25 protein-coding genes are annotated in these 25,195 nt (G+C 59.2%); 13 read left to right on the top strand and 12 right to left on the bottom strand.

Annotated features, from left to right (window positions below; all coding sequences use genetic code 11):
• The first annotated feature begins 17 nt into the window (after positions 1-17).
• Both B2696_RS08225 and B2696_RS08220 read left to right on the top strand, forming a co-directional pair.
• Complete coding sequence (locus B2696_RS08225) at positions 18-536, top strand: hypothetical protein (protein ID WP_286954961.1); 519 nt, start codon at positions 18-20, stop codon at positions 534-536.
• A complete protein-coding gene (locus B2696_RS08220; RefSeq protein ID WP_286954960.1) occupies positions 537-1,823 on the top strand; it encodes a penicillin-binding transpeptidase domain-containing protein in 1,287 nt (428 codons plus the stop codon).
• Here B2696_RS08220 and B2696_RS08215 read toward each other — a convergent pair.
• The 6 genes from B2696_RS08215 to B2696_RS08190 all read right to left on the bottom strand — a co-directional run bounded on the left by B2696_RS08215 (position 1,780) and on the right by B2696_RS08190 (position 8,045).
• Positions 1,780-2,751 (bottom strand): hypothetical protein, encoded by a 972-nt coding sequence (locus B2696_RS08215; RefSeq protein ID WP_286954959.1) that lies wholly within the window; start codon positions 2,749-2,751, stop codon positions 1,780-1,782. The genes B2696_RS08220 and B2696_RS08215 overlap by 44 nt on opposite strands.
• 83 nt (positions 2,752-2,834) lie before the next feature.
• Positions 2,835-4,487, bottom strand: a complete 1,653-nt coding sequence (locus B2696_RS08210) for a solute symporter family protein (RefSeq protein ID WP_286954958.1) — start codon at positions 4,485-4,487, stop codon at positions 2,835-2,837.
• A gap of 3 nt (positions 4,488-4,490) precedes the next feature.
• Entirely contained in the window at positions 4,491-4,835 is a 345-nt protein-coding gene (locus B2696_RS08205; RefSeq protein WP_075729417.1) for a DUF485 domain-containing protein, read from the bottom strand.
• Between the two features lie 395 nt (positions 4,836-5,230).
• The gene (locus B2696_RS08200; RefSeq protein ID WP_075729416.1) at positions 5,231-6,094 is read right to left on the bottom strand and encodes an aldo/keto reductase; all 864 of its coding nucleotides are present in this window, start codon (positions 6,092-6,094) and stop codon (positions 5,231-5,233) included.
• Between the two features lie 170 nt (positions 6,095-6,264).
• Positions 6,265-6,624 carry an FKBP-type peptidyl-prolyl cis-trans isomerase gene (locus tag B2696_RS08195; RefSeq protein ID WP_075729415.1) on the bottom strand — a complete coding sequence of 120 codons (360 nt, stop codon included), beginning with the start codon at positions 6,622-6,624 and terminating at the stop codon, positions 6,265-6,267.
• 128 nt (positions 6,625-6,752) lie between these two features.
• Positions 6,753-8,045, bottom strand: coding sequence for a citrate synthase (locus B2696_RS08190; RefSeq protein WP_075729414.1), 1,293 nt, complete (start codon positions 8,043-8,045; stop codon positions 6,753-6,755).
• Positions 8,046-8,194: 149 nt separating this feature from the next.
• On the opposite strand from B2696_RS08190, the gene serC reads away from it, so the two are divergent.
• The 3 genes from serC (at position 8,195) to B2696_RS08175 (ending at position 11,385) form a co-directional block, all read left to right on the top strand.
• A complete protein-coding gene (gene serC / locus B2696_RS08185) occupies positions 8,195-9,325 on the top strand; it encodes a phosphoserine transaminase (protein ID WP_276621874.1) in 1,131 nt (376 codons plus the stop codon).
• A gap of 137 nt (positions 9,326-9,462) precedes the next feature.
• A complete protein-coding gene (gene sepH, locus B2696_RS08180) occupies positions 9,463-10,530 on the top strand; it encodes a septation protein SepH (protein WP_286954957.1) in 1,068 nt (355 codons plus the stop codon).
• A gap of 12 nt (positions 10,531-10,542) precedes the next feature.
• Positions 10,543-11,385, top strand: a complete 843-nt coding sequence (locus tag B2696_RS08175) for a DUF6928 family protein (RefSeq protein WP_286954956.1) — start codon at positions 10,543-10,545, stop codon at positions 11,383-11,385.
• On the opposite strand, the gene B2696_RS08170 is transcribed toward B2696_RS08175, so the two are convergent.
• The 3 genes from B2696_RS08170 to B2696_RS08160 all read right to left on the bottom strand — a co-directional run bounded on the left by B2696_RS08170 (position 11,337) and on the right by B2696_RS08160 (position 14,408).
• Entirely contained in the window at positions 11,337-12,158 is an 822-nt protein-coding gene (locus tag B2696_RS08170) for a TrmH family RNA methyltransferase (protein WP_075729410.1), read from the bottom strand. The two genes, B2696_RS08175 and B2696_RS08170, sit on opposite strands and share 49 nt — an antisense overlap.
• Before the next feature lie 18 nt (positions 12,159-12,176).
• Positions 12,177-13,580, bottom strand: a complete 1,404-nt coding sequence (locus tag B2696_RS08165; protein WP_286954955.1) for an NCS2 family permease — start codon at positions 13,578-13,580, stop codon at positions 12,177-12,179.
• Between the two features lie 177 nt (positions 13,581-13,757).
• Complete coding sequence (locus tag B2696_RS08160; RefSeq protein ID WP_286954954.1) at positions 13,758-14,408, bottom strand: DUF3027 domain-containing protein; 651 nt, start codon at positions 14,406-14,408, stop codon at positions 13,758-13,760.
• Between the two features lie 146 nt (positions 14,409-14,554).
• Between B2696_RS08160 and B2696_RS08155 the strand changes: the two genes are divergently transcribed.
• Entirely contained in the window at positions 14,555-15,325 is a 771-nt protein-coding gene (locus tag B2696_RS08155) for a glutaminyl-peptide cyclotransferase (protein WP_286954953.1), read from the top strand.
• 11 nt (positions 15,326-15,336) lie between these two features.
• Entirely contained in the window at positions 15,337-15,936 is a 600-nt protein-coding gene (locus B2696_RS08150) for a DUF2771 domain-containing protein (protein WP_075729406.1), read from the top strand.
• On the opposite strand, the gene B2696_RS08145 is transcribed toward B2696_RS08150, so the two are convergent.
• Complete coding sequence (locus tag B2696_RS08145) at positions 15,937-16,320, bottom strand: cold-shock protein (protein WP_075729405.1); 384 nt, start codon at positions 16,318-16,320, stop codon at positions 15,937-15,939.
• Positions 16,321-16,718: 398 nt separating this feature from the next.
• Between B2696_RS08145 and B2696_RS08140 the strand changes: the two genes are divergently transcribed.
• Positions 16,719-17,348: a resuscitation-promoting factor Rpf1 domain-containing protein gene (locus B2696_RS08140; RefSeq protein WP_286954952.1), complete on the top strand. Its 630-nt coding sequence runs from the start codon at positions 16,719-16,721 to the stop codon at positions 17,346-17,348.
• A 203-nt stretch (positions 17,349-17,551) separates the two neighbouring features.
• On the opposite strand, the gene B2696_RS08135 is transcribed toward B2696_RS08140, so the two are convergent.
• Positions 17,552-17,737 (bottom strand): hypothetical protein, encoded by a 186-nt coding sequence (locus B2696_RS08135; RefSeq protein ID WP_075729403.1) that lies wholly within the window; start codon positions 17,735-17,737, stop codon positions 17,552-17,554.
• A gap of 66 nt (positions 17,738-17,803) precedes the next feature.
• Between B2696_RS08135 and B2696_RS08130 the strand changes: the two genes are divergently transcribed.
• The 5 genes from B2696_RS08130 to B2696_RS08110 all read left to right on the top strand — a co-directional run bounded on the left by B2696_RS08130 (position 17,804) and on the right by B2696_RS08110 (position 24,299).
• Positions 17,804-19,876, top strand: a complete 2,073-nt coding sequence (locus B2696_RS08130; protein ID WP_286954951.1) for a helicase-associated domain-containing protein — start codon at positions 17,804-17,806, stop codon at positions 19,874-19,876.
• A gap of 28 nt (positions 19,877-19,904) precedes the next feature.
• Positions 19,905-21,536, top strand: a complete 1,632-nt coding sequence (locus tag B2696_RS08125) for a DNA repair helicase XPB (RefSeq protein WP_286954950.1) — start codon at positions 19,905-19,907, stop codon at positions 21,534-21,536.
• Between the two features lie 4 nt (positions 21,537-21,540).
• Positions 21,541-22,179, top strand: coding sequence for a DUF3239 domain-containing protein (locus tag B2696_RS08120; RefSeq protein ID WP_286954949.1), 639 nt, complete (start codon positions 21,541-21,543; stop codon positions 22,177-22,179).
• Positions 22,179-23,294 (top strand): aminotransferase class I/II-fold pyridoxal phosphate-dependent enzyme, encoded by a 1,116-nt coding sequence (locus B2696_RS08115; protein WP_276623656.1) that lies wholly within the window; start codon positions 22,179-22,181, stop codon positions 23,292-23,294. The genes B2696_RS08120 and B2696_RS08115 overlap by 1 nt, the downstream gene beginning before the upstream one ends.
• 135 nt (positions 23,295-23,429) lie before the next feature.
• Positions 23,430-24,299 carry an SDR family oxidoreductase gene (locus tag B2696_RS08110; RefSeq protein ID WP_286954948.1) on the top strand — a complete coding sequence of 290 codons (870 nt, stop codon included), beginning with the start codon at positions 23,430-23,432 and terminating at the stop codon, positions 24,297-24,299.
• A 13-nt stretch (positions 24,300-24,312) separates the two neighbouring features.
• Here the strand turns inward: B2696_RS08110 and B2696_RS08105 are convergent, their stop codons facing one another.
• Complete coding sequence (locus tag B2696_RS08105) at positions 24,313-24,861, bottom strand: HdeD family acid-resistance protein (RefSeq protein ID WP_286954947.1); 549 nt, start codon at positions 24,859-24,861, stop codon at positions 24,313-24,315.
• Positions 24,862-25,195: the final 334 nt, after the last annotated feature.

The following is a 25,195-nucleotide window of genomic DNA, read 5'->3' as shown; positions in this document are numbered from 1 at the left end:
TTGTTAGCGTCGCCTCCATGCTCGTGCAGAAGGAATCCAGGTTAAACACCATAGCTTCGCGCCAGGCGGTGGCGGCGCTCTTGTGTGTCTCCGCGCTCTCGCTTAACGCTTGTAGCTTTCCTTGGAGCAAGGACCCAGTAGAAGATTTCATCCAGGCCCTCAACGAGGCAGATGCCACGACGGCCGCCAAACACAGCAGCGGTCCAGGTGCCACGGCCGAAGCTCTTCAACAGTTGCGTGACAACATCGGAGATACAAAGCCGCATGTCTCGCTGTTGCCCGGAGGCGAGAATCGCACGGAAACCACGTGGACGGTGCCCTCCGGCGAGGAGTTGAAGACAACTGGCACTGCGGAGCGCGATCCTGATAGCGGCCTAGTTAAATGGAGCCCCGCGCTGCTGGATGAAGCCGCGCCAACCGACACCACCTTCCTCTATTCCACCGATCGCAGGGTAGAGACCCCGGTCGTGGATCGCAGCGGCAATAAGCTCTTGTCGTGGACCCAGGTCACCGTCATCAGCGCAGGGCCGGCGTAATTGGGGCAGGCAGCACAGATTGCGCACGCCGTCTCCGAAGTTCTCCCCGATGTCACGCCCCAATGGATTGAGGAGCGCATCAATGCCGCAGGTGGCGAGAGCACTGCGCTTTTTAGCCTGAGAAGTCGGGATATGGACACCGTCAGGGCGCGGTTGCAGTCCATCGACGGTCTCAGCATGCGGGAGGAAGGCCGGTTGCTATCCAACTCGCGGGAGCTCAGCATTCCCTTGGATCAAGGCCTCTCGGACTACTGGATGGAGGCATTGGACAAGGGGGCAGGGTGGAGCTTGCGCGCGGTTTCAGAGCAAGGCGAGGAGATTCTTGGTAGCGCAGCCCCGGAGCACATCGTTCGCATCACCACCACCTTGCATCTCCCCATGCAGGCGGCGGCACAACGTGCCGTCGATGCGGAGAGTAAACCCGCCGCATTCGTCGCCATCGGATCAGGGGGAGATATCCTTGCCGTGGCCCAGAATGCCGCCGCATCGGAACAAGGAAGCATCGCGCTGACTGGTCTATTTCCGCCTGGCTCAACTTTCAAGACCGTCACCACGGCGGGCGCTTTGACTTCGGGAACGGTGGGCCCAGATGACATAGTCGACTGCCCCGGCACAGCGGAGATTGATGGACGCATCATTCCCAACGACAACAACTTCGATCTCGGAAAAGTCCCCATGCACACCGCGTTTGCGCAGTCCTGCAACACCACCCAGGGCTTCATCTCCCAATCCTTCGCCCCGGAGACGATGCGGGACACGGCCCTAAGCCTGGGGCTCGGCGTTGATTTTGATTCGCCTGGCTTGACGACGGTCACTGGATCCGTCCCGTTGACTTCGCCCGGCGCGGCCCGTGTTGAGGCGGCAATCGGCCAGGGTGAGGTACTCTCCTCGCCTTTCGGGCTGGCCCTGATGGAGGCGTCGTTAGCCAACAACGGAACGATGGCTTTGCCCCGGCTTATCACGAGCGTCGATGGCCCAGGCGGATTTGAAGTAGGAGCGTTAGAGGCTGACCACCAGCCCGCTCCACTGCCCGAACACACGCTGGAAAGCCTGCGCTCGATGATGAAGGAAACGGTCACGACCGGCTCCGCCAAGACGCTCAGCGATACACCGGACCTTGGAGGAAAGACGGGAACCGCGGAAACCGGTTCAGGCGGCGCCCACGGTTGGTTCACTGGCATCGCAGGCGACGTAGGTTTTGCCAGCTTCGTTGAAAACGGAGACTCCTCGGCGCCTGCAATTGCTATCGCTGGGACGTGGCTGAGGGACGACTGGCGCTGGAAGTAGAAGCCGCACCAGAGCTTGAGCTAGAAGGAACAGTAGAAGTAGCCTGCGGCTCGGCGCTCTTTCTTTCTGTGGTCTCCGGGAAGGTCTCCCCCTTTTGCGCCCGCTGGTAACGCCGCTCCGCCTTTTCAATGTTGTCCTCGGTTACCTGCTTTTTCACATAAGCACTGAGATCATCGGCGCTACCATAGCTCGAGGCGGCGACTACAAAATCTTCCCCGAAAGATACCGATGAGTGCAGGTCCCGCCCATCAGACCAGCCCCACTTTGTACCAATGACATCATCAAGCTCCGCGGTGCCATAGTTTTGCTCGTATCCATCAGCCGAAATGGGATCAGCGTGTGCCATGGCTACGAGAACTGGGTGAGTCTCATCGCGCTTGCGCAGCTGCACGATGAAGTCCACGACGTCATAGGTAGAGGTCAAGGACTGCCCCCAGCTCGGACCGGACTCGGTGGATTCGAGCCCATATTCTTTGGCAATGTCATCGACAGATTCCGGGTATTTGTCAAAGAGCTCCTCCGCGCTGATATCGGAGGAATTTGCCACCATATCCAAGGCCTCATACTTGTCGGCGAACTCGCCCTCTTCCACAACGTAGGTCGCAATATAGAGCTTGATGAGACTGAGCGCTGGGCGGGCAGCATGCTCGGATTTAGATCCCATCCGGATGCCATCACTCATGCGGTAGTAGCTCAGCTGCTGGAGCTTGTCATTGCCGCCGAGGATCTCACCGGTGTTATCGGGGACCGCGCTGGCCGGCACGGATGACTCCCCATACTTTAGGGTGCCGTCATCGCGCTTGGTCTGTGTGGATGCGCGCTCACTGTTTGTGCACGCACTCAAGAATGAAACAGAGAGCGAAAACGCAGCGATGGCGGCAACGGTTTTCACCGCTGCCGCCTTCCACATCGGGTCATGTTTAGGCACGAAGAAGATAGTACCCAGTTGCTAAGACAGTGACCTCGATTAGCTTGCATTTGGCCGCATCAGCGGCCATATCGGCGCTGATTCTAGTGATCGACCGGCGCTTCCACACCGACGCCGGTGAGGGAACGGACTTCCATCTCTGCAGACAACGCCTCAAGGTTGTCTGGCTTGGTGATGATGGAGGCGAACCAACCCATGAAGAATGCCAGTGGGATGGAGATGATGCCCGGCGAGGAGAGCGGGAACAGTGCCCAGTCCGCGTTGGGGAACATCGACGACGGGGATCCGGAGACTGCCGGGGAGAAGAAGATGAGGAGCAGACAGGAAATCAGACCGGTGTACATCGAGGCCACTGCACCTGCGGTGTTGAAGCGGCGCCAGTAAAGGGAGTACAAGATGGTCGGAAGGTTGGCCGATGCCGCGATGGCGAAGGCCAGGGAGACCAGGAAGGCCACGTTCTGGGTCATGGCCAGAACGCCCAAGACAATTGCGATGATTCCGAGTACCACGACGGTGATCTGGGAGACGCGGACCTGCTCGGCCTCGGTGGACTGGCCCTTGCGAATAACGGAGTGATAGACATCGTGAGCAATGGAGGCGGAGGCCGTGATGGCCAGGCCAGCGACCACGGCGAGAACCGTAGCGAAAGCGACTGCGGAGATAACCGCCATGAACACCGAGCCACCAAGTTCCAAAGCCAGCAGCGGAGCTGCGGAGTTAGCGCCGCCAGGCGCTGCCAGAATACGGTCTGGGCCGACCAAAGCTGCTGCGCCGTAGCCCAGGATGAGGGTCATGAGGTAGAAGGCACCGATGATGACGATGGCCCAGGTAACAGAGCGACGAGCCTCAGTTGCGGTCGGAACGGTGTAGAAGCGCATCAGTACGTGCGGCAGGCCGCCGGTACCGAGAACGAGCGCCATGCCCAGCGAGATGAAGTCAATCTTGCTGGTCACCGATGCACCGTACTTCATACCGGGTTCCATAATCTGGGAGGCCTCGTAGCCCTGCTTAACAATGTTCTGCGAGGCAGCGTGGCTATTAATAGCCTCTTGGAACAGGGTGCTAAATCCGCCCTTGATGGAGACAAAAACCATGATGCTCATCGCAAGCACGCCAGCCACGAGCAGAACTGCCTTAATCATCTGCACGTAGGTGGTGCCCTTCATGCCGCCGATGAGGACGTAGACAATCATGAGGATGCCGACCACGCCGACGACTACGGCCTGCCAGAATAAGTCATGGATGTTGAGCAAGACGGCCACGAGGGAGCCTGCGCCCGCCATCTGTGCAATGAGGTAGAACAGCGAGACGAACATGGTCGCAATGGCCGCGGCCACGCGAACCGGACGCTGCTTAAGGCGGAAGGACAACACATCAGCCATGGTGAAGCGGCCTACGTTGCGCAGAGGCTCCGCCACAAGCATCAAAGCGACCAACCAGGCAACGAAGAAACCTACCGAGTAGAGGAATCCATCGTATCCGGTCAGCGCAACCGCGCCGACGATGCCCAGGAAGGATGCTGCCGAGAGGTAGTCACCCGAAATGGCCAGACCGTTTTGACGCCCGGAGAAGGTGCCTCCACCGGTGTAGAAGTCCGAGGCTTCCTTGGTGGACTTGCCGGCTCGCAGTACCAAGTACATGGTCACGACTAGGAATGCGCCGAAGACAGCGATGTTGAGAATCGGGTTACCTGCCGAGATCTCGGCGGCCTCTTGCGCAAAAAATTCGGTGGTCATTTCTTAGCCCTCCAACTTCTGACGGATATCGGCCGCCAGCGGCTCGATCTTCTTGTTCGCGTACCTCACGTAGACCCACGTGATAGCGAATGTGGTGACGAACTGGGCCAGGCCAAATACTAGGCCGACGTTCCAGCCGCCTCCGATGTCGATTCCCATGAAGTCTGGGGCGAAGACTGCTGCCAGCACGTAAACCACGTACCAGACAAAGAACGCCACAGTCATAGGGAACGTAAAGCTTCGGTAGGCGCTACGAAGCCGACCGAACTCCTGACTGTCACGCATCTCAATGAACTCTTCTGCCGTGGGTTCACGGCGAGTATCAGCTGAGGCAACTGCTTCAGACATTGTGTTCTCCTTGCTAGTTTTCAATCTTTCACGAAACTAGTTTGAGTGGCCTAGGCCACGTTTCGCATTGCATTGTAAGTTACCTTGCAGATTTTGCAACGTCGTGAATCCTGCCAAGAAAAGCCCCTTAACAAGCCTTAACTACCCCCAACAAACGTTACGTAGTGCGTTTTTAACAAACTGCGAAGCACCCCCGATTCTCCCCATTAGGCCGTTTGCCAATCTTGCAAATTGCAATTTTGCAATGAATCCTTGGCAATTCACTCACTGTTCTCTAAGGCAAGACCGCGGGTTCTCCCTCCTCAATGCAGCCTTTGCGCAAAAAATGGAGGTTGTTAGCACTTCCTTAAAAGTGCTAACAACCTCCATTGTGGGAACTTAGTTGAAGCCAAGTTCTACCCCTGCGCTCCCGGGAACTCCCGCGGATCCTTGAACATACGGCCAAAGCCTTCCTTGCCTTCAAAGGAATCAAGCACTTCGATATCACTGCGCTTGAGCTTGATCTTCACCGATTTGAGGTTTTCCTCCAGCCGCGCCTTGTGACTCGACTTAGGAATCACGGAGATTCCTTTCCCCAGCAAGTAGGCAATGACGATCTGGCCAGGTGTGGCAGAATGCGCTGCAGCGATTGCTTTCACATCCGGATTATTGAGAACGATGCCTCGCGCCAGAGGGGACCACGCCTCAGTCACGATTCCGTGCTTTTGGTGGAACTCCCGGAGTGCGGGCTGAGTAAACCCGGGATGTAGCTCCACTTGGTTGAGCACCGGAACGATGCCGGTCTTATCAATGAGCTCGCTCAGCACCTCCCCGTAGAAGTTAGCAACCCCGATGGAGGCAATCTGCCCCATCCCCTGCATGCGAGCCATCTGCTCGAAGGTTTCTACGAAAAGCCCTCCCTGCGGCCACGGCCAGTGAATGAGGTAGAGATCTAGATAATCAAGCTGCAACTTGGACAGGGAGTCATGGAAAGACTGCTGGGTTTTCTCAGCTCCATGATGGCTGTGCCACACCTTCGTGGTAACAAACAGCTCGTCCCGAGTGACGTCACCAGCGGAAATGGCATCAGCGATAGCCTGGCCCACGGCCTCCTCGTTGTCGTACAAGGTCGCGGTGTCAAAGTGGCGATAGCCGAGCTCAATTGCCTCCCGGACTACTCTTTTACACTCTTCGCCCTGCATTTTATACGTGCCCAGGCCGAGCTGGGGCATTTCCCGGTCATCATTAAAACTAACGCTTGGAATGTTCATAGAGCCCATTGTGCCTTTTTCGCGCGCACTTGTGGGCGGGATCAACAAAAGAGACCTACCGCAAAAGAACTCTGCTGCGCGAAGCACAAAAGAACCCTGACTCCCCCCAAGACGACATGGGGTGAAAAGTCAGGGTCCGTTCAGCGTCGAACACTGCAGCCTGCCCGGCTGCAGACACGCTATTCTGCGCGGATCAAGTCAATAACGAAGACGAGGGTGCGGCCAGAGAGCGGATGCCCACCGCCCACAGGCCCATAGGCCTTTTCCGGAGGGATGATGAGCTGGCGGCGTCCGCCCACTTTCATTCCAGGTATACCTTCTTGCCAGCCGGCGATGAGGCCAGTCAATGGGAACTCGATGGATTGTCCACGATCCCAAGATGAATCAAACTCTTGGTTGGTTTCGTAGTCCGCCCCGACGTAGTGCACTTCAACGACACCGCTCGGTTGCGCCTCGGCACCGTCACCAACAACGATGTCCTCGATGACGAGGTCAGTCGGGGCGGGACCGGTCTGAGCTTCAATAACAGGCTTTTCCATGGGGATAATTCTCCTTGGGAACTATGGAGGTTTTCTTAAGGTTCGAACGACAAGAGCCGAACCGAGCTTTCCTCATTATAGGGGTTAAGCATCGATTCGGCGGTATCAGTGCTGCCTCAGCTGGAGAACTAACGCTCGCTGCGTGGGTTTACCTTGCGGAAAACCTCACCGGTGTAGATCTGACGCGGGCGGTTGATCTTGGTGTTGAGCTCGAGCTGCTCGCGGTACTGCGCAATCCAGCCTGGAAGACGGCCGATGGCAAAGAGAACCGTGAAGAAGTCCGTGGGGAAGCCCATAGCACGGTAGATGAGGCCGGTGTAGAAGTCCACGTTCGGGTAAAGCTTGCGCGAGACAAAGTAGTCATCGTTCAAGGCAATTTCCTCGAGCTGCAGGGCCAGATCCAGCATGGGATCGCCACCGAGGTGCTCCAAGATCTCGTGTGCGGTTTCCTTCACGATGGCTGCGCGCGGATCGTAGTTCTTGTAGACGCGGTGCCCGAAGCCCATGAGACGGACACCCTTTTCCTTGTTCTTCACGCGGTTCATGAAGTCAGTGGCGTCACCGTTGTTGTTGGCCTGGATATCCTCCAACATCTCCAGCACCGCCTGGTTAGCGCCGCCGTGCAGCGGGCCGGACAGAGCGTTGATGCCTCCGGCGATGGAGACGAACATGTTGGCCTGCGCGGAACCAATCATACGCACGGTGGAGGTAGAGCAGTTTTGCTCGTGGTCCGCGTGCAGGATGAGCAGCTTATCAAGAGCCTTAGCAACCACGGGGTCGACGTCATACTCTTCGGTTGGGTAACCAAACATCATGCGTAGGAAGTTCTCCCGGGCATTGAGGTTGTTATCCGGGTACATATAGGGCTTGCCCTGGGATGCACGATAGGCGTAAGCAGCCAGCATGGGGACCTTGGCTAGAAGGCGAACGGTTGCCTTGTCGAGCTGCTCCTCATCCAGGGGATCGAGCTGATCCTGGTAGTAAGTCGAGAGAATATTGACCGAAGATGCCAGCACCGCCATGGGGTGAGCATCACGCGGGAAGATAGAGAACTGCGCCTTGAAGTCCTCATCCAACAAGGTGTGGTGGCGGATATCGTTGTTGAAAGCGTGCAGCTCATCCAGATTAGGCAGGTGGCCCTTAATCAGGAGGTAGGAGACTTCATTGAAGCTGGCATGTTCCGCCAGATCCGCAATGTCATATCCACGGTGGCGCAGAATCCCCTCTTCGCCATTGATGAAGGTGATCTTCGATTCCGTAGAGCCCGTTGCGGTATATCCGGGATCGAAAGTAACCAGGCCTGTTGCGTTGCGAAGATTGCCAATATCAAAGCCGGAGTCACCTTCGGTGGACTGCTTGATACCCATCTCGTACTCTCCGCCAGGATAGTGGAGTACGACCTTGTCGTCTTCAGATGCCACTTGTTGATCCTTTCTCAACAATAACGCCGGGATCATACCGGCATGGTTGACTTAATCTCCTCACACAGTATCAAACTTTGTGACACTGCCAACAGCGAGTAGTTCAATATTTTTCTTCCCTACCCTCGAAAAATCGTTAAACTATCCGCATGACTTCTCCAGAAATCTCCCTGCCAGCAGATCTACTCCCCGTCGACGGACGCTTCGGGTGTGGCCCCTCCAAAGTTCGCCCCGCCCAAATTGAGGCAATTAACAAGGGTGCGAATACCATCATCGGCACGTCCCACCGCCAGCCCGCCGTCAAGAACGTGGTCGGATCTATTCGGGAGGGCCTCTCGGATCTCTTCTCCCTTCCGGAAGGCTATGAGATCATCATGTCTTTGGGTGGCGCAACGGCATTCTGGGATGCCGCTACCTATGGCCTCATTCAGCGTAAGTCCGCGCACCTGACCTACGGCGAGTTTTCCGCAAAATTCGCCAAGGCCAGCTCGCTCGCTCCGTGGCTAGACGCCCCCACCATCAACGAGTCCCCCGTCGGCACTTCCCCGGATCCTCTCGCAGCTGACTCCGAGGGTGCAGACGTCATCGCTTGGGCTCACAACGAGACCTCCACGGGCGCCATGGTGCCCGTCGTCCGCCCCAACCCCAAGAACAAAGAGCAGCTCGTGCTCATTGACGCAACCTCCGGCGCCGGCGGATTGCCCGTAAACATCGCCGATGCGGACGTCTACTACTTCTCTCCGCAGAAGTGCTTCGCTTCTGACGGCGGGCTGTGGCTGGCCGCAGCCTCTCCGGCGGCCCTCGAGCGTATCGAGAAGATCAATTCCTCCGAGCGCTTCATCCCGGCCTTCCTCAATCTGCAGACGGCTGTAGATAACTCCCGGAAGAATCAGACCTATAACACCCCGGCCGTGGCCACTCTCATCATGCTCGAGAACCAGATCGCGTGGATGAATGAGAACGGCGGCCTCGATGGGATGGTCGAGCGCACCACAAAGAACTCCTCGATCCTCTACTCTTGGGCGGAAAAGCGCGCGGAGGCAACTCCTTTCGTAGCGGAACCGCAGGCACGCTCCCTCGTCGTCGGCACCATTGACTTCGCCGATGACGTCGACGCAGCTGCGCTGGCCAAGACTCTGCGCGCTAACGGGATCCTCGATGTGGAGCCTTATCGCAAGCTCGGACGCAACCAGCTGCGCGTTGGTATGTTCCCGGCCATTGATGCGGCTGACGTCGAAAAGCTCACCCAGGCCATCGACTACATCCTTGATCGTCGCTAGTCCATAGCGACAACATGCCCCCCGGTCCTTAGCGGATCGGGGGGCCTTTCTGCGTTAGAGTGGAACCAATCACAGCTGCCGCCCACGGGCGTCGGCCTGGATACCTGTCGATCTACCGTGCCGAAGGAGCGCCATTTATGCGCGAGCTATTCCTCGTCAGCAGCGACTCAACCGAATCTTCCTTGGTGCTGCGCACTGAAGGTGGCGAAGAGTTCTTCCTCGCTGTCACCGAAGAGCTCCGCGAGCTGCTCTCCCCCACCGCTGACGTTATTGCTGCTGCTGATTCTGCTGCGGCTCAACCGCAGCAACAACCATCGAAAGGCGCGGGCGTTGCTGCCCCCGCCAGCCAGCGGCGCCAGGCGGCTACCACGGCGATAACCCAGCCTCACTCCCTGCCCACGCAGCAGCGAGCCGCGACCGAGCCCATCCCGTTGCGTCCTGCAGAGATTCAGAATCGCATCCGCGCTGGCGGGTCTGCAGCCGATCTTGCCGCTGAGTTGGGTGTACCGGAATCACGCATTGAGCCTTTTGCCTACCCAGTGATGTTGGAGCGCGAGCGCGTGGCCGACGTCGCCAAGCAGGCACACCCAGTGCGCGAGGATGGACCGGCGAAGCTCACCTTGTGGGAAATACTCGCCACCTCCTTCGCAGCGCGCGGGCATTCGCTCTCCGAATCAACCTGGGATGCCTACCGCCACCAGGGCGAGCCGTGGATCGTGCGTATCACCTGGAAGGCCGGCCTTTCCCAGAACGAGGCGGAGTGGACTTTCCGGCAGTCCATGTCCACGCCGGCCACAGTGGAAGCTCGCAACTCAGTTGCAGCCGATCTCACGGACCCTGACTTCGTGCAACCTGTACGTTCTCTGACCTCCATCGGAAGAGGAGAACGCTACGAAGAAGCCTTCGACGGACAAGGCCCCAGCTCGGTGACGGACATTGCAGATTTCACCACCCCCACAGCACCCCGCCCCGAGGCGGCAGAGGATTCCGCAGATTCCGGGGAAGAGAAAGCCTCTGCCAATGAATCTGCCTCCTCCCAAGAGCCCGCGCAGGCAGACGGCTCTGCCGGAGAAGAAAAGGATAATTTCCTGCAGAATCCACCCGCGGAGCGCAAGCCAAGCAAGCGCCGTCGCAAGGCAGTGACGCCCCATTGGGAGGACGTCCTCCTTGGTGTGCGTTCTAATACCAAGCGTCCGCGCGACTAAAAGGAATCTGCCGTGGAAATCTCTCGAGCAGTCCTCACCGTCTGGTACGTCAACTGCCCAGATCCAGCCAAGGTTCTGGCTTCCCAGCCCAAGGCAGACCGCGGTTTTGGCCGGAAGTTTTTGGCTCAGCTCAATCCGCGCTTGCCGGTAACCGCTATCGGTCAATTTCCCTTGAATCGCTCGGCTACGGCAGACCCGCACGAGTACTACATTGGCGGCTATCCCGGCATCGCGGTCGTGCAGACAGTCATCGAGGGCGAGTCACTGCGGTTATCCAAGCTACCCACCAAGCTCTTGGAGGCAGTGCCAGCCCGCAATATTTATGCCTTCAGTGAAGGCGGAGATGAGGGCTACGCCGGATTCGCACATTGGGAACAGCAAGAACTCAAGCGTTCCCTGTGCGGCACCCGCTTCGAGCTCCTCGAGGACCACGGGCTGCCGGAGCCCTTTGAGGCTGCCTATTGGGCGGGGGAAAAGTACCCTGCACTGGGAGGAATCTCCCTGCCGTTTGAGCCGCGTGGACTCATGCAGGAGGCACAGTCTTATTGGCTGGGAAGTGAGATCGGCAGCGACGGCCCCGACTTAGATGTCGTGGGCTATGCGGTAGATGGCAGGCCGGAGCCGAAGATCGCGCGGGCGCGCCAATCACGGCGCTCCCTGAGTGAACTCGCGAGCGATTCCGCCGGAAAGCTCGGCTTGAGCGATTATGACGATTATGAGAATAACTTCGCCGATGACACCGAGCCTGGTTCAACGAGTCAGGAGCTCTGGGAGAGCGGAAAGCGGCTTGCTTCCCGTGCTTCTAGCTACATCTCGCGCGCAGCGAAGGCCGTCCGCGAGCGCTGGCGCTCATAGAAGGCAATGGCCGCCGAGGTGGCCACGTTGAGGGAATCGGTGCCCGCGGCCATGGGGATGCGGGCACGTACGTCGGTGGCGCGCATGGCATGTTCCGTCAGTCCCGGCCCCTCCGCCCCCACGAGCAATGCCACCTTGTCGGCGCCGCGCATAGCCTCAGCCAGGTGCACAGCAGACTCGTCCGGAGTCAAAGACACTAGGCGGAATCCTGCGCTGCGCAGTCTTTCAAGAGAGCGTTGCCACGTGGTGTGCCCGCCCTCTAAATGGGCGAAGGGCAGCCGCAGCGCGTGCCCCATCGATACACGGACCGAACGGCGGTAGAGAGGATCAGCGGCCCCCGAGCCGAGTAGGACTGCGTCAACGTCCATTCCCGCGGCGTTGCGGAAGATAGCGCCGATATTTTCATGATCTCCCACGCCTTCGAGGACGACGAGGGTTGTCGCTTCCTCCAGAACGCTGGAAAGCTCGGGCTCGGGGGCGCGGTCAGCGGCGGCAACGAGGCCGCGGTGCATGTCGAATCCCGCCACCTGGGCCAGTACTTCCCGCTCCACCTCATAGAGCGGGCAGCCGGGGTCTCCGTACTGCTCCACGTAGGAATCGAGCTTGGGGCCAAAGCCGACGACGCAGCGCAAGGAGAAACGAGACTGGGCTAGACGGGAGACCACCAAAGGCCCCTCCGCAATGACGAGACCCTCGCCCGACTTGTCGGACTTATTCAAGTCCCTGACATCGTCGAGGCGAGGGTCACGAGGATCAGCAATTGAGGTGCGCATGCACCTGAGAGTACCGCCTTAGCCAAACAAGCTCGAAATGGGCGTCATGGCGAAGTAGACCACGAACAAGGCTGCCACCAGCCACATGATCCAGTGCACCTGCTTGGCCTTTCCTGCGAAGGTAGCCATGAGCGCGAAGGAGATGAAACCGACACCGATGCCGTTAGCAATGGAGTAGGTAAAGGGCATGACCACGATGGTGAGGAAGGCAGGGATGGCGATTTCCATCTTGGTCCAGCTGATCTCCGTGATCTGGCTGGCCATCATGACACCCACGATGACCAGTACAGGGGCGGCGGCCTCGATGGGAACGATCTCGTAAAGCGGGGTGAGGAACATCGCCAGGAGGAAAAGCACACCGGTGATGATGTTGGCCAGACCGGTGCGCGCGCCGTCACCGATACCAGCGGAAGAATCAGCAAATACGGTATTCGAGGAGGAGGAACCCAAACCGCCGGCTACTGCACCGACGCCCTCAACAACCAGTGCCTTCTTCATGTCCGGCAGTACGCCATCTTCATCAACGAGGTTGGCCTGCTTGCCCAAACCGGTCATGGTGCCCATGGCGTCAAAGAAGTTGGTCAGCAAGAGCGTAAAGACGAGCAAAACGGTGGCGATGACGCCCAAGCGGGTAAACGCGCCGAAGATGCTGACATCGCCCACGATGGACAGGTCAGGCAGCCCACCCAACGAGGTCGGCGCACCTGGGGTGGCCATGCCCCAGTCCTCAGACCCGGTGACCTTTTGGATGATGATGGCGATGATAGTGGTGGAGACGATTCCTATAAAGAGTCCGCCGGGGATCTTCCGGATGACGCAGAAGGCACAGATGATAAGGCCGATGACGAAGACGAATGCGGGCCACGTGGCGATGGAACCGTTGATGCCCAGCCCAACCGGAACGGTGGTCTGTGCGGCATCCGGCACGCGGGTGACAAATCCGCCGTCCACGAAGCCGATGATGGCAATGAACATGCCAATACCGACGCCCATGGCCGCTTTCATCGAACGCGGAATAGCCTCAAATACCGCGGTACGGAATCCGGACACGGCCAGAAGGACGATGATGATGCCCTCGATGACGACGAGGCCCATGGCCTCCTGCCAGCTCAAGCCCTTGGTGGCGACCATGGTGACGGCGACGAAGGAGTTCATACCCAGCCCCGCCGCCATGGCGAAGGGATACTTGGCAATGACGCCGAAAGCGATGGTCATCACGCCTGCTACCAGTGCGGTGGCTGCGGCGACCTGGGGGATTCCCAAGGTATGCCCGTTGGAATCCGGGGAGGTGCCCAGGATGAGGGGGTTGAGGAGGATGATGTAGGCCATTGCGAAGAATGAGACGACGCCGGCGCGAACCTCCGTTCCTACGGAAGAACCTCGCTCGGAGATTTTGAAATATTTATCTAGTACATCGCTCATCGATGCAGCCCCTTTACCTAGTGCCAGGAGGAATTTTTACAGATTCAGTCTGGCCTGTTGGGACCTTGAACACAAAATCAATGAGGCAGAGAACACACAACCGACAACATTCGCGGCATGCTTTATTGTTCCGCGTTCTTTTGCACTCCTCCGAGTGCCTTCGGCACCTTTGAAGAACTAATAGATCGGCTTCTCATCGTCAAAGGCGGAGCCGGAAGGCCGCAAATCTTCCTTGAGCTTGATTCCCGAGTGGGCGCCGCAACCATAGGTGGCGTGTACTGCGCGCCCATCTGCAGAGTATTCATTGGCACACACACCAAAATTAGGCAGAAAGGGAAGATAGAAAGCACAGGTCTTACATTGCAGTGGGGCTTGCGCCGCCATCTCGGAATTAGGACCGTATTCTGCACGCCAGCGCTTCTCCGCTTGGGCCAGGCCAGCTGGGGAAAGCTCTCCCTCATCCAAACGTTCGTCATCAGGCGCGGGCGGCATGAGATCGCCCGGGCCTAGGTCTCCGGGGCGCAGGCGTTCGCTATAGGGCACCCAATCCGGCGTTTGCAGGGCGCTTCCACCTGGCACCAGCGCCACTTCGTTAACGGTGACGTGGCGCGAGCCCGCAGCACAGGCCACCACTGCCTGCCACTCCCATCCGGGGTAGCCGGGCACGTCGGCCGCGAAGCGGTGGGTTGCCACATTCGCACCCATTCCGGCAACGCCGATGTGCTTGCCGACGCCGCCCTCGCCCACTTCCTCCAAAGCCGCGCGGGCAATGTCGATAGCGTGCGCTTGAATCAAGGGGCTAGATTTCCGGTTAGTCACGTTCCTCATTATTCATCATGTGAGGCACAATTACCCACATGGGTTCTTCTTCGCATGCACGCCGGCCTTCCTCAGGGACTACGCCTCACCGTGCTCCTGCCCCAACGTATTCTCTGCACAAAGCGCTTTCCATGGCCTTTGTTCCTCTAGTAGCGGTGAGCATTACAGCTTGCACCTCCGATGCAGCAGATTCTGAGCCGGGTTCTGCGACAGGTTCTGCGACACAATCCGACGTCGAAAAGCTCAACGTCGTCGTTCACGAGCGTGTGCCCATGCTCGCGGACTCCTTTACGCAGGGCCTTGAGGTTGACGAGCAAGGCAAGCTTTTGATCGGCACGGGGCAGTATGGAAAGTCCCGGCTGCTTCGCTTCGACCCAGCGGATTCTACGGTGCTGCAGCAAGAGGATCTACCCGCCGATTACTTCGGCGAGGGAATCACTCGCTCCGGTGATCGCATCTGGCAGCTGACTTGGAAGAACGAGCGCGCAATGCACTACGATGCGGATACTCTGGAAAAGACCGGGGAGATCTCCTATCCAGGCCAAGGGTGGGGTCTGTGCGCGATGCCAGATGAGCTCATCATGTCTGATGGCTCAGCGCAGCTTCGTCACCTGGATCCGACGAGCTTTGCCGAGCGCGGCCCCCGCAGCACCGTCACGCGTGAGGGTAGCCCCGTTAGCAATATCAACGAGCTCGAGTGCGTGGACGGACTCGTCTACGCCAACGTGTGGAAGAGCACTGAACTCCTCCGCATCGATCCCGCTTCCGGCGAGGTCAACGGCGTTATTGACGCCTCAGCATTAGACGATGCCGGGGCTGATTCTAAAGACAATGTCCTCAACGGTATCGCCCATATCCCCGGCAGCAAAGACTTCTGGATCACCGGGAAACGGTGGGCTGATCTTTATCGCGTGAGCTTCGAGTAAAGTTTGAGGCCATGGCAACCCCTAAGGAAGCAAGAAAAAAGACGCTGCTGCAAGTCTTGGCACTCATCATCGCCGTCGTCATCATCGTGGTCGGCGTCGTCATCTTTCAAAAATGGTGGAATGGACGCCCGGGCCCCGAGCCCGCAGAGGTCACCATCAAGGCCAGCGTGGGAGAAGAGTCCCTGGAGGTTGCGCCCTACCTCGTGTGCGAGCCCGGCGTCGAGTGCCCCGAGGGCGAGGTTCCGAACCTGGCGGTCGGAGCCGATGACACCCTGCACCTTGAATTGCCCGAGGACATCACCGACCACGAGTGGCGGGTGTTGAGCATCTATGACAATCCCGCAGCCAACGATGAAAAGATCCACGGCCCGAATGACGCCCAGAGCGCAGATATTCCCGGATCCGTATCAATGGGCCAGGACTCTGAGAGGGATGCCGGCAGCGACGGCAATGCTAACAGTGCTGCCGAAGGCGAGAAGGCCAAGCTGATGGTCGTTGAGGTTTCCTCTCTAATGATCGGCACCAATGATGCCGGCGAGGAAACCCCTTATACAACTGTATGGTCCCTGTCCACGATGACGGACGAGGAGCTCAAAGAGGCCTCAAACTAGCTAGCTATCGAGGTCCCTGGCAATGGCGCGCAGGATCTCCGCAACCTGCCGCCCAGTCTTGCGGTCTGGGTAGCGGCCTTTATTGAGGACGGGCTGCACCTGGGTTTCCAGCAAAGTCATCACATCAGAGAGCATGCTGGCCAGTTCTACCGGCTTGCGCGCGTGAGCGTGCTTGCGGCGAGGCGTTTCCAGTACTTTTACGCGAAGCGCCTGGGGGCCGCGCCGCCCGGCCGCAAAATCAAACTCGATGCGTTGACCTGGCACGAGTTCTTCGACGCCCTCGGGTAGGACGGAGCGGCCAACATAGACGTCTTCATCGCCCGGATTGCTGGCGAATCCAAAACCTTTTTCAGCGTCAAACCACTTAACTTTGCCGATTGGCACGCGCCTACCCACTTTCTCTTCTCAGTTTAGCTCTTAAGTAAACAAGGAGATTAAGTCTACCGCGATAGACAATTTTCGGGCAATAACACACCACCCTCGATCACAACAACAACACACGTCACAGTAGTGGCGTAACTCACACTTTCGGCACGACCAGCGGAAACGTAGATAGCGACTCCACGTTCGACACAATTCCTTGCCCATTACGTGACTATTTCGTTATAAACGGCTACTCTCTCCCTCAGGTACTTGAGACGTCCACTTCAGGAACCCTGCCCCACACAGTCCGGGGTTCCCACGGCGTCTCGCATCTATGTACAGCCAAATTTTCACACACTCCACTTGCCGGACTGATTTTCACGTGGGCGCGAGAAACCTAGAGAAGAGGATTTTATTTAATGGGACGCCATTCCACCAAGCACCGCTCCATCGCCGCTAAGTTTGCCGCCAGCACCGTAGCCCTCGGCGCAGCCGCCGCCATCATGGCGCCGACCGCTTCCGCCGCACCTGATTCCGATTGGGACCGCCTCGCACAGTGCGAGTCCGGCGGAAACTGGGCCATCAACACCGGTAACGGCTACCACGGCGGCCTGCAGTTCTCTGCACAGACCTGGAGCGGACACGGCGGAGGAGAGTTCGCACCCGTTGCCAGCCAGGCATCCCGCGAACAGCAGATCGTCGTCGCCGAGCGCGTGCTCGCTTCCCAGGGCTGGGGCGCATGGCCTTCCTGCTCTTCCCGCCTAGGCCTAAACTCCGGTGCCACCCAGCGCACCGCCCCTGCTGCGCAGCCTGCAGCCGTCCCCGCCGCCGCTCCTGCCGCCGTGCAGCAGGCAGCTGCCAACAAGCCGGATGAGGTCGCTGTAGACGCCGTTTATAAGCTGGTCACTGACACCGCCGCCAAGTACGGCATCGCCGTTCCTGCTGAGCTGACCGCTCACTACAACGCCAACCGCGGTAACTTCAATGACTTCTACTCTGCAAACCGCAACTACATTGACCCCGTTGCACAGCTACTCGGAAGCCTCTAAAAAGTTTCACGCCTCAAGATGGTAGCTGCGCCGAATAGCAGCTACGCGCAATAAAGGCGGGGGGGGGGGGGGGGNNGGGCGGGCAAGGACCACTTCATTGGTTCTTGCCCGCCCCGCCTTTTGTTCTACTTTGGTACACACCCAAAAAGGGCTCCTCTCAGCAGGCCTTGGCCTGCTGAGAGGAGCGGGAATTTCGACGCGCGCTACTTGTTGATGCGAGTGTAGGGATGCACGTAGTTGAGCTTCTCCGCCGGCATGGGGAGAATCAGATCATCACCATAAGGGCTGGGAGCACCAGCAAAGGGTGAAGAAACCTCGGTAATTGCGTGTTCACGGTGCTCGTTTTTCGGCCAAGCCGGGGAGACGAAGCCCTTCTTCTCATTCGACATAGTGCTCATTATTCCAAACCCGGCGCGAAAAAGTAACTTAATCGCCCACTAAACTAAAACGTCACAATGACCCAATCCATATCTGCTCCCAGTTTTCGTGACTGGCTCTCCCAAAGAACTAACTCGGAACTCGCCAAGCTCTTGGGCAATCGCCCCGACGCCCTCGTTCCTCTTCCCCCCAGCTTTGCCTCCTTGGCCACCCGCCTGTCCCTGCGTTCTTCCCTCGCCAGGGCCTTGGCTGACTGCAACGCCCAACAACTTGCTGTGCTCGAGGAGATTGCGCGCCGCGGCGGGGAATTAGAAGAGGTCGCTGATCCAAATCCACAGGTCACCCGCGAGCTCAAGGCCCGCGGTTTGGTTTTCGGGGAAGTAATGATCCCGCGTGAGCTCATGCCGGCCTTGCCCACCCGCTGGTCTTTGCTCGATCAGCTAACCGTGGATCCTCAGGCCATAGCTGATCTACCCGCCGATGAAGCTCACATTGTGCGAACTCTCGACACCTCCGGAGGCCTTGGCACCTCCCGGGATGCAGATCCAGCCGCGGACCCACTGCGGCCCATTCCGCGCCTTATAGCCAAGGGTCTGCTGCAGCGCGTGGATTCTTCCACCGTCCGGCTGCCACAGGCCATCCATCGCGCGCTACATGGGCTCTACCCTGAAGCGATTCCTTTGCAGCCCACCGGCCGCATGGGAGACGCGCCTATGGAAGGATCCGCAGAGGCCGATCAGGCAGGCGCTGCCGCAGGGCTCGAAGTAGTGCGCGGAATTAGCCGCGTGCTGGAGGAAATAGGGCCTCGCCCCATCGAATTGCTCAAGGATAAAACCGTCGGTGTGCGCCCCTTGCAGGCACTCGCCAAGAGGCTGGACTTAAGGCCTGAAGAAGTCAGACGCTTGAGTGAGCTTGCGCACGCCGCGCGCCTAGTCAGCCGCGGCGAGCCGCACGGATACGAGGGCAACTTCCTAGCGCTTACTGAGGAGGGTGCGCAGTGGGCTGACCTCTCTCTGGCAGATCAATGGCGGCGCATACTCGAGGCGTGGATATACTCCCCGTGGAACCCACAGGCACCCGGCCGCACTCTATCCCCCGACGCACGATCTACCTCTGTGCCGCAACTCCGGGAGAGGATTCTCCAGATATTTCTGCATGCGCGCGTGCCTTTAGACTCTGCACAGTTTCATGAGGAGCTCCGCTTTGCGGCACCCTTGGTCTCTTCCCATACCGCCGTCGCAACTATCGAAGCCCTTGTCCACGAGGCGGAGTGGATCGGCGCGGTGGCCAAAGGTCAGGCCACCCGCGTACTCATCGAGGGACCAGCTGCCGCCGCAGCATTGACCCCCGAGCCGGTGGATCACTTCCTCATCCAAGCCGATATGACGATCCTGGTTCCAGGACCTCTTGTTCCATCCGCCCATCGCACTCTTGTGAGCATGGCAGACCTCGAATCGCCTGGTCTAGCCAGCGTCTACCGCCTGAGCGAGGAATCTATTCGCCGGGCTATGGATAGTGGCTTATCTGCCCCAGAGATTCTCGCGTTTCTGAAAGAGCGCGGCGATGTCCCGCAGTCGGTGGCCTACTTGGTCGAAGACTCGGCCAAACGTCACGGCACGCTGCGTTCCGGGGTAGCACTGAGCTATCTGCGCAGCGAAGATCCGGCCTTGCTCGAGTTGGCGGTGCGCAGCTTGAGTGAACTACGCCGCCTCGCCCCGACGGTGGCCGTGTCCGACCTGCACGTGGGAGAACTGCTGGAGAAGCTGCGCGCTCACGGGCTCTCTCCCGCCGCGGAAGACGCTACGGGAGCTACGCTTAACGCCACTGCCCAACCCGCACTCGTACCGACACCTGCACCCAAGAAGCCACGCCCGCATCCTGCCGACCCGCAACGCGCCATCGCGGCCCTGCGAGCTAGTGCCAGCCAGCCCTCCCCCACCCAACCCGAGGCTGCAGAGTTAGATATTTTGCAGGCAGCGGCGCGCGGGAGGAGGACCGTCCTCATCACCTATGCGGACAAGGCAGGCAACCCGCGCAAGCGCGAGATCACCCCTCTGTCTGTGGCCGGTGGACAGGTCGATGGCACGAGCGCAGACGGTGCCACCATCCGTTTCCCATTGCACCGGATCACCTCCGTTAAGCTGACCTAAAGCCACAAGTATTCCGAGGAGAACGTCCATGTCTGGACCCTTGATTGTCCAATCCGATAAAACCGTTTTGCTCGAGATCGACCACCCCCAGGCGGCACAGGCCCGAGCCGCGCTGGCCCCGTTTGCCGAGCTTGAGCGCGCGCCGGAGCATATCCACACCTACCGGATTACCCCGCTGGCGCTGTGGAATGCCCGCGCCGCCGGCCACGATGCCGAGCAGGTTGTCGACGTCTTAGAGAGCTTCTCCCGGTTTCCCGTGCCCCAGTCCCTGCTTATCGACGTCGCTGAGACCATGTCGCGCTACGGCAGAGTCCGCCTCCAGTCACACCCCGCCCACGGTCTCATCCTCGAATCCTCCGAGGTCCCCATCCTCGAAGAGCTCTCTCGGCACAAGAAGATTGGCGCCATGCTCGGTGCCCGCATTGATGAGCACAGCTTTGCGGTTGCGCCTTCAGAACGCGGGCGACTCAAACAGGAGCTCCTCAAGGCCAATTGGCCCGCCGAGGATCTCGCCGGCTACGTCGACGGGGAATCCCACCCCATCTCGCTGAAAGAGGAAGGCTGGTCGCTGCGTGATTACCAGTCTTATGCCGCAGACTCCTTCTGGGCTGGTGGCTCCGGAGTGGTCGTCCTGCCTTGCGGCTCGGGAAAGACCCTCGTCGGAGCCGCAGCCATGGCCAGGGCCCAGGCCACCACGCTTATCCTCGTCACCAACACGGTCGCCGGACGCCAATGGCGTGAGGAACTGCTCAAACGCACCTCGCTGACCGCCAACGAGATCGGCGAGTACTCAGGGGAAAAGAAGGAGATAAAGCCGGTTACCATAGCTACGTACCAGGTGGTCACGCGCAAGACCAAAGGTGAGTACCGAGCGCTGGAATTATTCGATTCGCGGGACTGGGGCCTTATCATCTACGACGAAGTGCACCTACTTCCCGCCCCGGTCTTCCGGATGACCTCGGACCTGCAATCGCGGCGTCGCCTCGGCCTTACCGCAACCTTGGTGCGCGAAGACGGCATGGAATCAGACGTGTTTTCCCTCATCGGCCCTAAGCGCTACGATGCCCCGTGGAAAGAGCTCGAGGCCGCCGGATACATCGCTACCGCAGACTGCGTTGAAGTGCGCGTCGACATGAACTTCGACGAGCGCATGGCCTATGCCACGGCCACCGCCCGAGATCGCTACCGCGTTGCCGCTACTGCCCAGGGCAAGATGCACGCCGTCGACAAGCTCTTGGAGCTCCACCACGGTCAACAGGCACTTGTTATTGGAGCCTATATTGACCAACTCTCCGCCCTCGGGGAGCATCTGGGCGCCCCGGTCATCGATGGTCGCACCTCGACGAAGCGCCGCCAGAAACTCTTCGCCGAATTCCGCAGTGGCGCATTGCCCACTCTCGTCGTCTCCAAGGTGGCAAATTTTTCTATCGACCTCCCTGAGGCAGCCCTTGCCATTCAGGTCTCTGGCACCTTTGGATCCCGCCAGGAGGAGGCCCAACGCCTCGGGCGCCTGCTGCGCCCTAAGGCCGACGGCCGCGAAGCCGCCTTCTACACTCTGGTGGCCCGCGATTCCCTCGACGCCTCCTATGCAGTTCACCGGCAACGCTTCCTCGCCGAGCAGGGATATTCCTATCGCCTCATCGACGCAGTAGACTTATGAGCTAATGAAGATCTTCAAGTTTCAGGTCGATGAGACCTTCGCACATAAAAACAACGAACTCCTGCGGGACTCGTCTCGCCTGCGCAACTCCGGGCTTGTCATGGGCCTGCTATTCATCGCCGGCGCGGTGGCGCTCTATCTCACCGTGGATGCCGCGTGGCGGATAACCGTCGGCCTCGTGCTTCTATTCTTCGGTATTTTCGTTGCCATCGTCGGGGTTTTGGCCTCGCGCAAGGTGGGAACCGCCCAAGATCTTTATGACAAGTACCCGCTCGCCCCTGCCGTTGTCGCCGAGGTCAACGAGCGTGACATGGTCCTGATGGCCTTGGTTAATACCAACGTCGACCCCACCATCGAGCCGCGCTGGGGAGTGTGCCTGCGCACCGTAACGAGTATTCCTGGGGTCAAGCGCACCGTGGGAACCAAGATTCCAGTCGCGGCCGTCTCTGGACACCGCAACAGCTCGGATTCGCAGCACTGGCAGCAGGTCACACCGATGCCAATCGCCTGGGGAACCCCTGATGCGGAGACGGTAAGTATTGCCCGCAAGTCAATCCCCCAAGACGAATGGGCACGCCTCGAGCGCGCACGCAAGCGCCTCAGTGACGTCAAAGCCACCCGCTACGATCTCTTGGTGCTCTAATGGTCGTCAAAAGGATGCAAGAGTTCGGCGAGACCATCTTCGCCACCATGACCCAACTCGCTCTGGACAACCACGCGGTCAATCTCGGTCAAGGTTTTCCTGATAGTGACGGCCCGAAGCGCATGCTCGAGATCGCCCAGGAACAGATCGCCACCGGCCGTAACCAGTACGCTCCCGGAATGGGCGTAATGGCCCTGCGCGAGGCCATCAGCGCCGACAACAACGTTCCTGTAGACAACGTGCTTGTCACGGTAGGAGCCTCGGAGGCTATCGCCGCTTCCGTTCTCGGCTTGGTTGAACCCGGCCAAGAAGTCATAGTCATAGAGCCCTACTATGACTCCTATGCCGCAGCCATCGCACTCGCCGGTGCCCAGCGCGTCGCAGTCCCTCTCAAAGCCGTTGGCAATACATGGGATATTGATGTCCCGGCCATCCGCGCCGCCGTCACGGATCGTACGGCCATGATCATCATCAACTCCCCGCACAATCCCACCGGCGCGATCTTTAGTGAGCAGGGGATGCGTGACCTCGCCAGCCTGTGCGTTGAGCGAGACCTCCTCGTCCTTTCCGACGAAGTCTACGAACACCTGACTTTCGGGGATGCCCAGCATAGAGAAATCCGGCTCCTGCCTGGCATGGCTGAACGTACGATTAAGGTATCCTCAGCCGCCAAGACCTTCAACGTGACAGGCTGGAAAACGGGCTGGGCCATTGCCACCCCCGCGCTGCTCGACGGCGTGGTGAAAGCCAAGCAGTTCATCACCTTCGTCGGCGCCACGCCTTTCCAGGCTGCGGTGGCGTATGCGCTGCGCGAAGAAGGCGCGTGGGTGGAGAGCATGGTCGCAGAGCTCTCCGAGTGCCGGTCTATCCTCGTGGCAGGCCTCGAAAGCGCCGGCTACCGCGTGCACGATACAAAGGGAACCTATTATGTCGTCGCGGATGTTGGTGAAGACGCAGGAGAGTTTTGTAAGCGCCTGCCTGCAGAAAAGGGCGTGGCGGCCATTCCGCTGACCGCCTTTACAGATCATCCCGATCCGTGGAAGCACAAGGTGCGTTTCGCCTTCTCTAAGCGTCCCGAAATCATTCGTGAGGCCGTACGCCGTCTGAACTCCTAGACGCGCATTTGCTCTCCGCCATGTTTCAACAGGGCGGGGATAATATGGAATAAACCATAAGTGTTGCGCTTTGTGGCAAAGGCAAGGGAGGAACATTCCCTCCCCCCGCCTTAGACCTACAGAGAGGCTCTCATCATGAGCAACGAGCAACCCACCATCCTTGTCACCGGCGCCAGCGGCCACCTCGGCTCGCTTACAGTACACGCGCTTATTGAACGCGGCTTGGAGCCTGCACGCATCATTGCTGCCGGCCGCAACACCGAGCATCTCCGGCCCTTGGCGCAGCTGGGAGTCAACACAGTCCGCATGGACTACGATGATCCCGCAACCGTGGCTTCAGCCATGGAAGGCGCTGGCACCGTCATCCTTGTTTCTGGTTCCGAAATTGGAAAAAGAATCAAGCAGCACCAGACCGTCATCGACGCCGCCGCGGAGGCAGGTATTTCCAAGTTGATCTACACCAGCGTCACGCAGGCGGATACTACGAGCAATCCCGTGGCTCCGGAGCACAAAGCAACCGAGGCTGCGCTCAAGGCCAGCGCCGTCCCCTTCGTCATAGCCCGTAACAACTGGTACACCGAAAACTATCTTCCCGATGTAGCTACCGCCCGCACCACCGGAACAGTCTTGGCCAACGCTGGGCTAGGTAAAGTGGCCAGTGCCAGTCGTGCTGACTATGCGGCGGGCCTCGCAGCCATTGCATTGGGAGAAGGTTTCCTCGGCCACACACTTGAATTGGGCGGCGACGAGCCTTGGGACTACAAAGAACTGGCAAGCGCCATATCTACAGTCATCGGACGCGAGGTGGAGTATCGCCCTGTGAGTACCGCTGAGTTGATCAGCGCGCTGGGCGAAGCCGGCGTAGACGAGGCTCTAATCGGGTTCAGCACAGCACTAGGCGAGGCCATCCGTGCGGGTGACCTCGCCTTTAGTGATGGCACGCTTTCGCGGCTGATCGGTCGTGCGACCACGCCGCTAGTTGAGGGCTTAAGCGCTCACACCTAGAAGATCGCGGGGGCTACACCGCTGCCTTCTCTTTCCCAGACATGCGGTGTAGTGCGAATCCTGCCACAAGTATCGACACTCCCCACACGAGTGCCAGAGCGCCCAACCACATGCTCAGCGTCAACGCTGCCGCACCTGGGTTCATGATGAAAATCAAGCCCGCGACCACGAAGCACACGGCACCGAGCACCAGCGTCCACCGTGGAGTAACGGATGCCTCCGAAAAAGCTGAAATAGCCGAGGACACTCCACGGACCAGCAACCAGATTCCCAGTACCCAGGCGAGCGCCACTGCGCTCTCCAGGGGGCGGAAAATAGCCACGAGTCCAGCAAGCACGCCGACAATGCCCGTGACTACTAACAACCCGCGCGTGGCGCGCCCCTCCGGCCGGAATGCCGCAACGAGCTCAATTACGCCGTCAATAAAGGCATACCAACCCCAGATAAGGACAAGAGTAAGCGCCGTCTGGGCTGGCCATATCAGCGCGATAATTCCGAAAACAGCGGCCGCAATACCTGTGAAGATAAGTACGTTCCAAGCACGTTGCGTAATACTGAACATGAGAGCCTCAATTCCCAATAGGACTTCTAGCTCCCAGGATACTCCCCTAAGCCGCTACGACCCCGCGACCTCAAGTTCATCCATGGCGTGCGCCTCGACCTAGCTGTCTAGCTGGGCCGTGTTGATGAGAGCTTTACTCGGGCAGTGAAAGTGGTGTGCGGTCGCTATCGATGACTCTCGATACAGGTCATCCCGACTCTTCATCTTGCCTCCACCACCCCCGGCCCGGGCGTGTGTGTTGTGGGGTGTTAAAACGGGTTGAAGGCCCGCGCACACGCTGGTGTTGCGTGTGTGCAGGCCTTCACCCTGTTGTTTATTGAGTTGTTGTTTATTT

It is taken from the genome of Corynebacterium sp. UBA4397 (assembly GCF_002390965.1).
GTDB classification, from domain to species: Bacteria; Actinomycetota; Actinomycetes; order Mycobacteriales; family Mycobacteriaceae; genus Corynebacterium; species Corynebacterium flavescens.
The sequence above is the reverse complement of the archived record's forward strand: the minus strand, read 5'-3'. Positions and strand labels throughout refer to the sequence as shown.

Bases quoted from the DNA above. Each gene is read 5' to 3' on its own strand.
- B2696_RS08225 (WP_286954961.1), top strand. From the start codon at position 18: ATGCTCGTGCAGAAGGAATCCAGGTTAAACACCATAGCTTCGCGCCAG.
- B2696_RS08210 (WP_286954958.1), bottom strand. From the start codon at position 4,487: ATGACCACCGAATTTTTTGCGCAAGAGGCCGCCGAGATCTCGGCAGGT.
- B2696_RS08205 (WP_075729417.1), bottom strand. From the start codon at position 4,835: ATGTCTGAAGCAGTTGCCTCAGCTGATACTCGCCGTGAACCCACGGCA.
- B2696_RS08200 (WP_075729416.1), bottom strand. From the start codon at position 6,094: ATGGGCTCTATGAACATTCCAAGCGTTAGTTTTAATGATGACCGGGAA.
- B2696_RS08195 (WP_075729415.1), bottom strand. From the start codon at position 6,624: ATGGAAAAGCCTGTTATTGAAGCTCAGACCGGTCCCGCCCCGACTGAC.
- serC (WP_276621874.1), top strand. From the start codon at position 8,195: ATGACTTCTCCAGAAATCTCCCTGCCAGCAGATCTACTCCCCGTCGAC.
- sepH (WP_286954957.1), top strand. From the start codon at position 9,463: ATGCGCGAGCTATTCCTCGTCAGCAGCGACTCAACCGAATCTTCCTTG.
- B2696_RS08170 (WP_075729410.1), bottom strand. From the start codon at position 12,158: ATGCGCACCTCAATTGCTGATCCTCGTGACCCTCGCCTCGACGATGTC.
- B2696_RS08165 (WP_286954955.1), bottom strand. From the start codon at position 13,580: ATGAGCGATGTACTAGATAAATATTTCAAAATCTCCGAGCGAGGTTCT.
- B2696_RS08160 (WP_286954954.1), bottom strand. From the start codon at position 14,408: ATGAGGAACGTGACTAACCGGAAATCTAGCCCCTTGATTCAAGCGCAC.
- B2696_RS08150 (WP_075729406.1), top strand. From the start codon at position 15,337: ATGGCAACCCCTAAGGAAGCAAGAAAAAAGACGCTGCTGCAAGTCTTG.
- B2696_RS08140 (WP_286954952.1), top strand. From the start codon at position 16,719: ATGGGACGCCATTCCACCAAGCACCGCTCCATCGCCGCTAAGTTTGCC.
- B2696_RS08135 (WP_075729403.1), bottom strand. From the start codon at position 17,737: ATGTCGAATGAGAAGAAGGGCTTCGTCTCCCCGGCTTGGCCGAAAAAC.
- B2696_RS08130 (WP_286954951.1), top strand. From the start codon at position 17,804: ATGACCCAATCCATATCTGCTCCCAGTTTTCGTGACTGGCTCTCCCAA.
- B2696_RS08125 (WP_286954950.1), top strand. From the start codon at position 19,905: ATGTCTGGACCCTTGATTGTCCAATCCGATAAAACCGTTTTGCTCGAG.
- B2696_RS08120 (WP_286954949.1), top strand. From the start codon at position 21,541: ATGAAGATCTTCAAGTTTCAGGTCGATGAGACCTTCGCACATAAAAAC.
- B2696_RS08115 (WP_276623656.1), top strand. From the start codon at position 22,179: ATGGTCGTCAAAAGGATGCAAGAGTTCGGCGAGACCATCTTCGCCACC.
- B2696_RS08110 (WP_286954948.1), top strand. From the start codon at position 23,430: ATGAGCAACGAGCAACCCACCATCCTTGTCACCGGCGCCAGCGGCCAC.
- B2696_RS08105 (WP_286954947.1), bottom strand. From the start codon at position 24,861: ATGTTCAGTATTACGCAACGTGCTTGGAACGTACTTATCTTCACAGGT.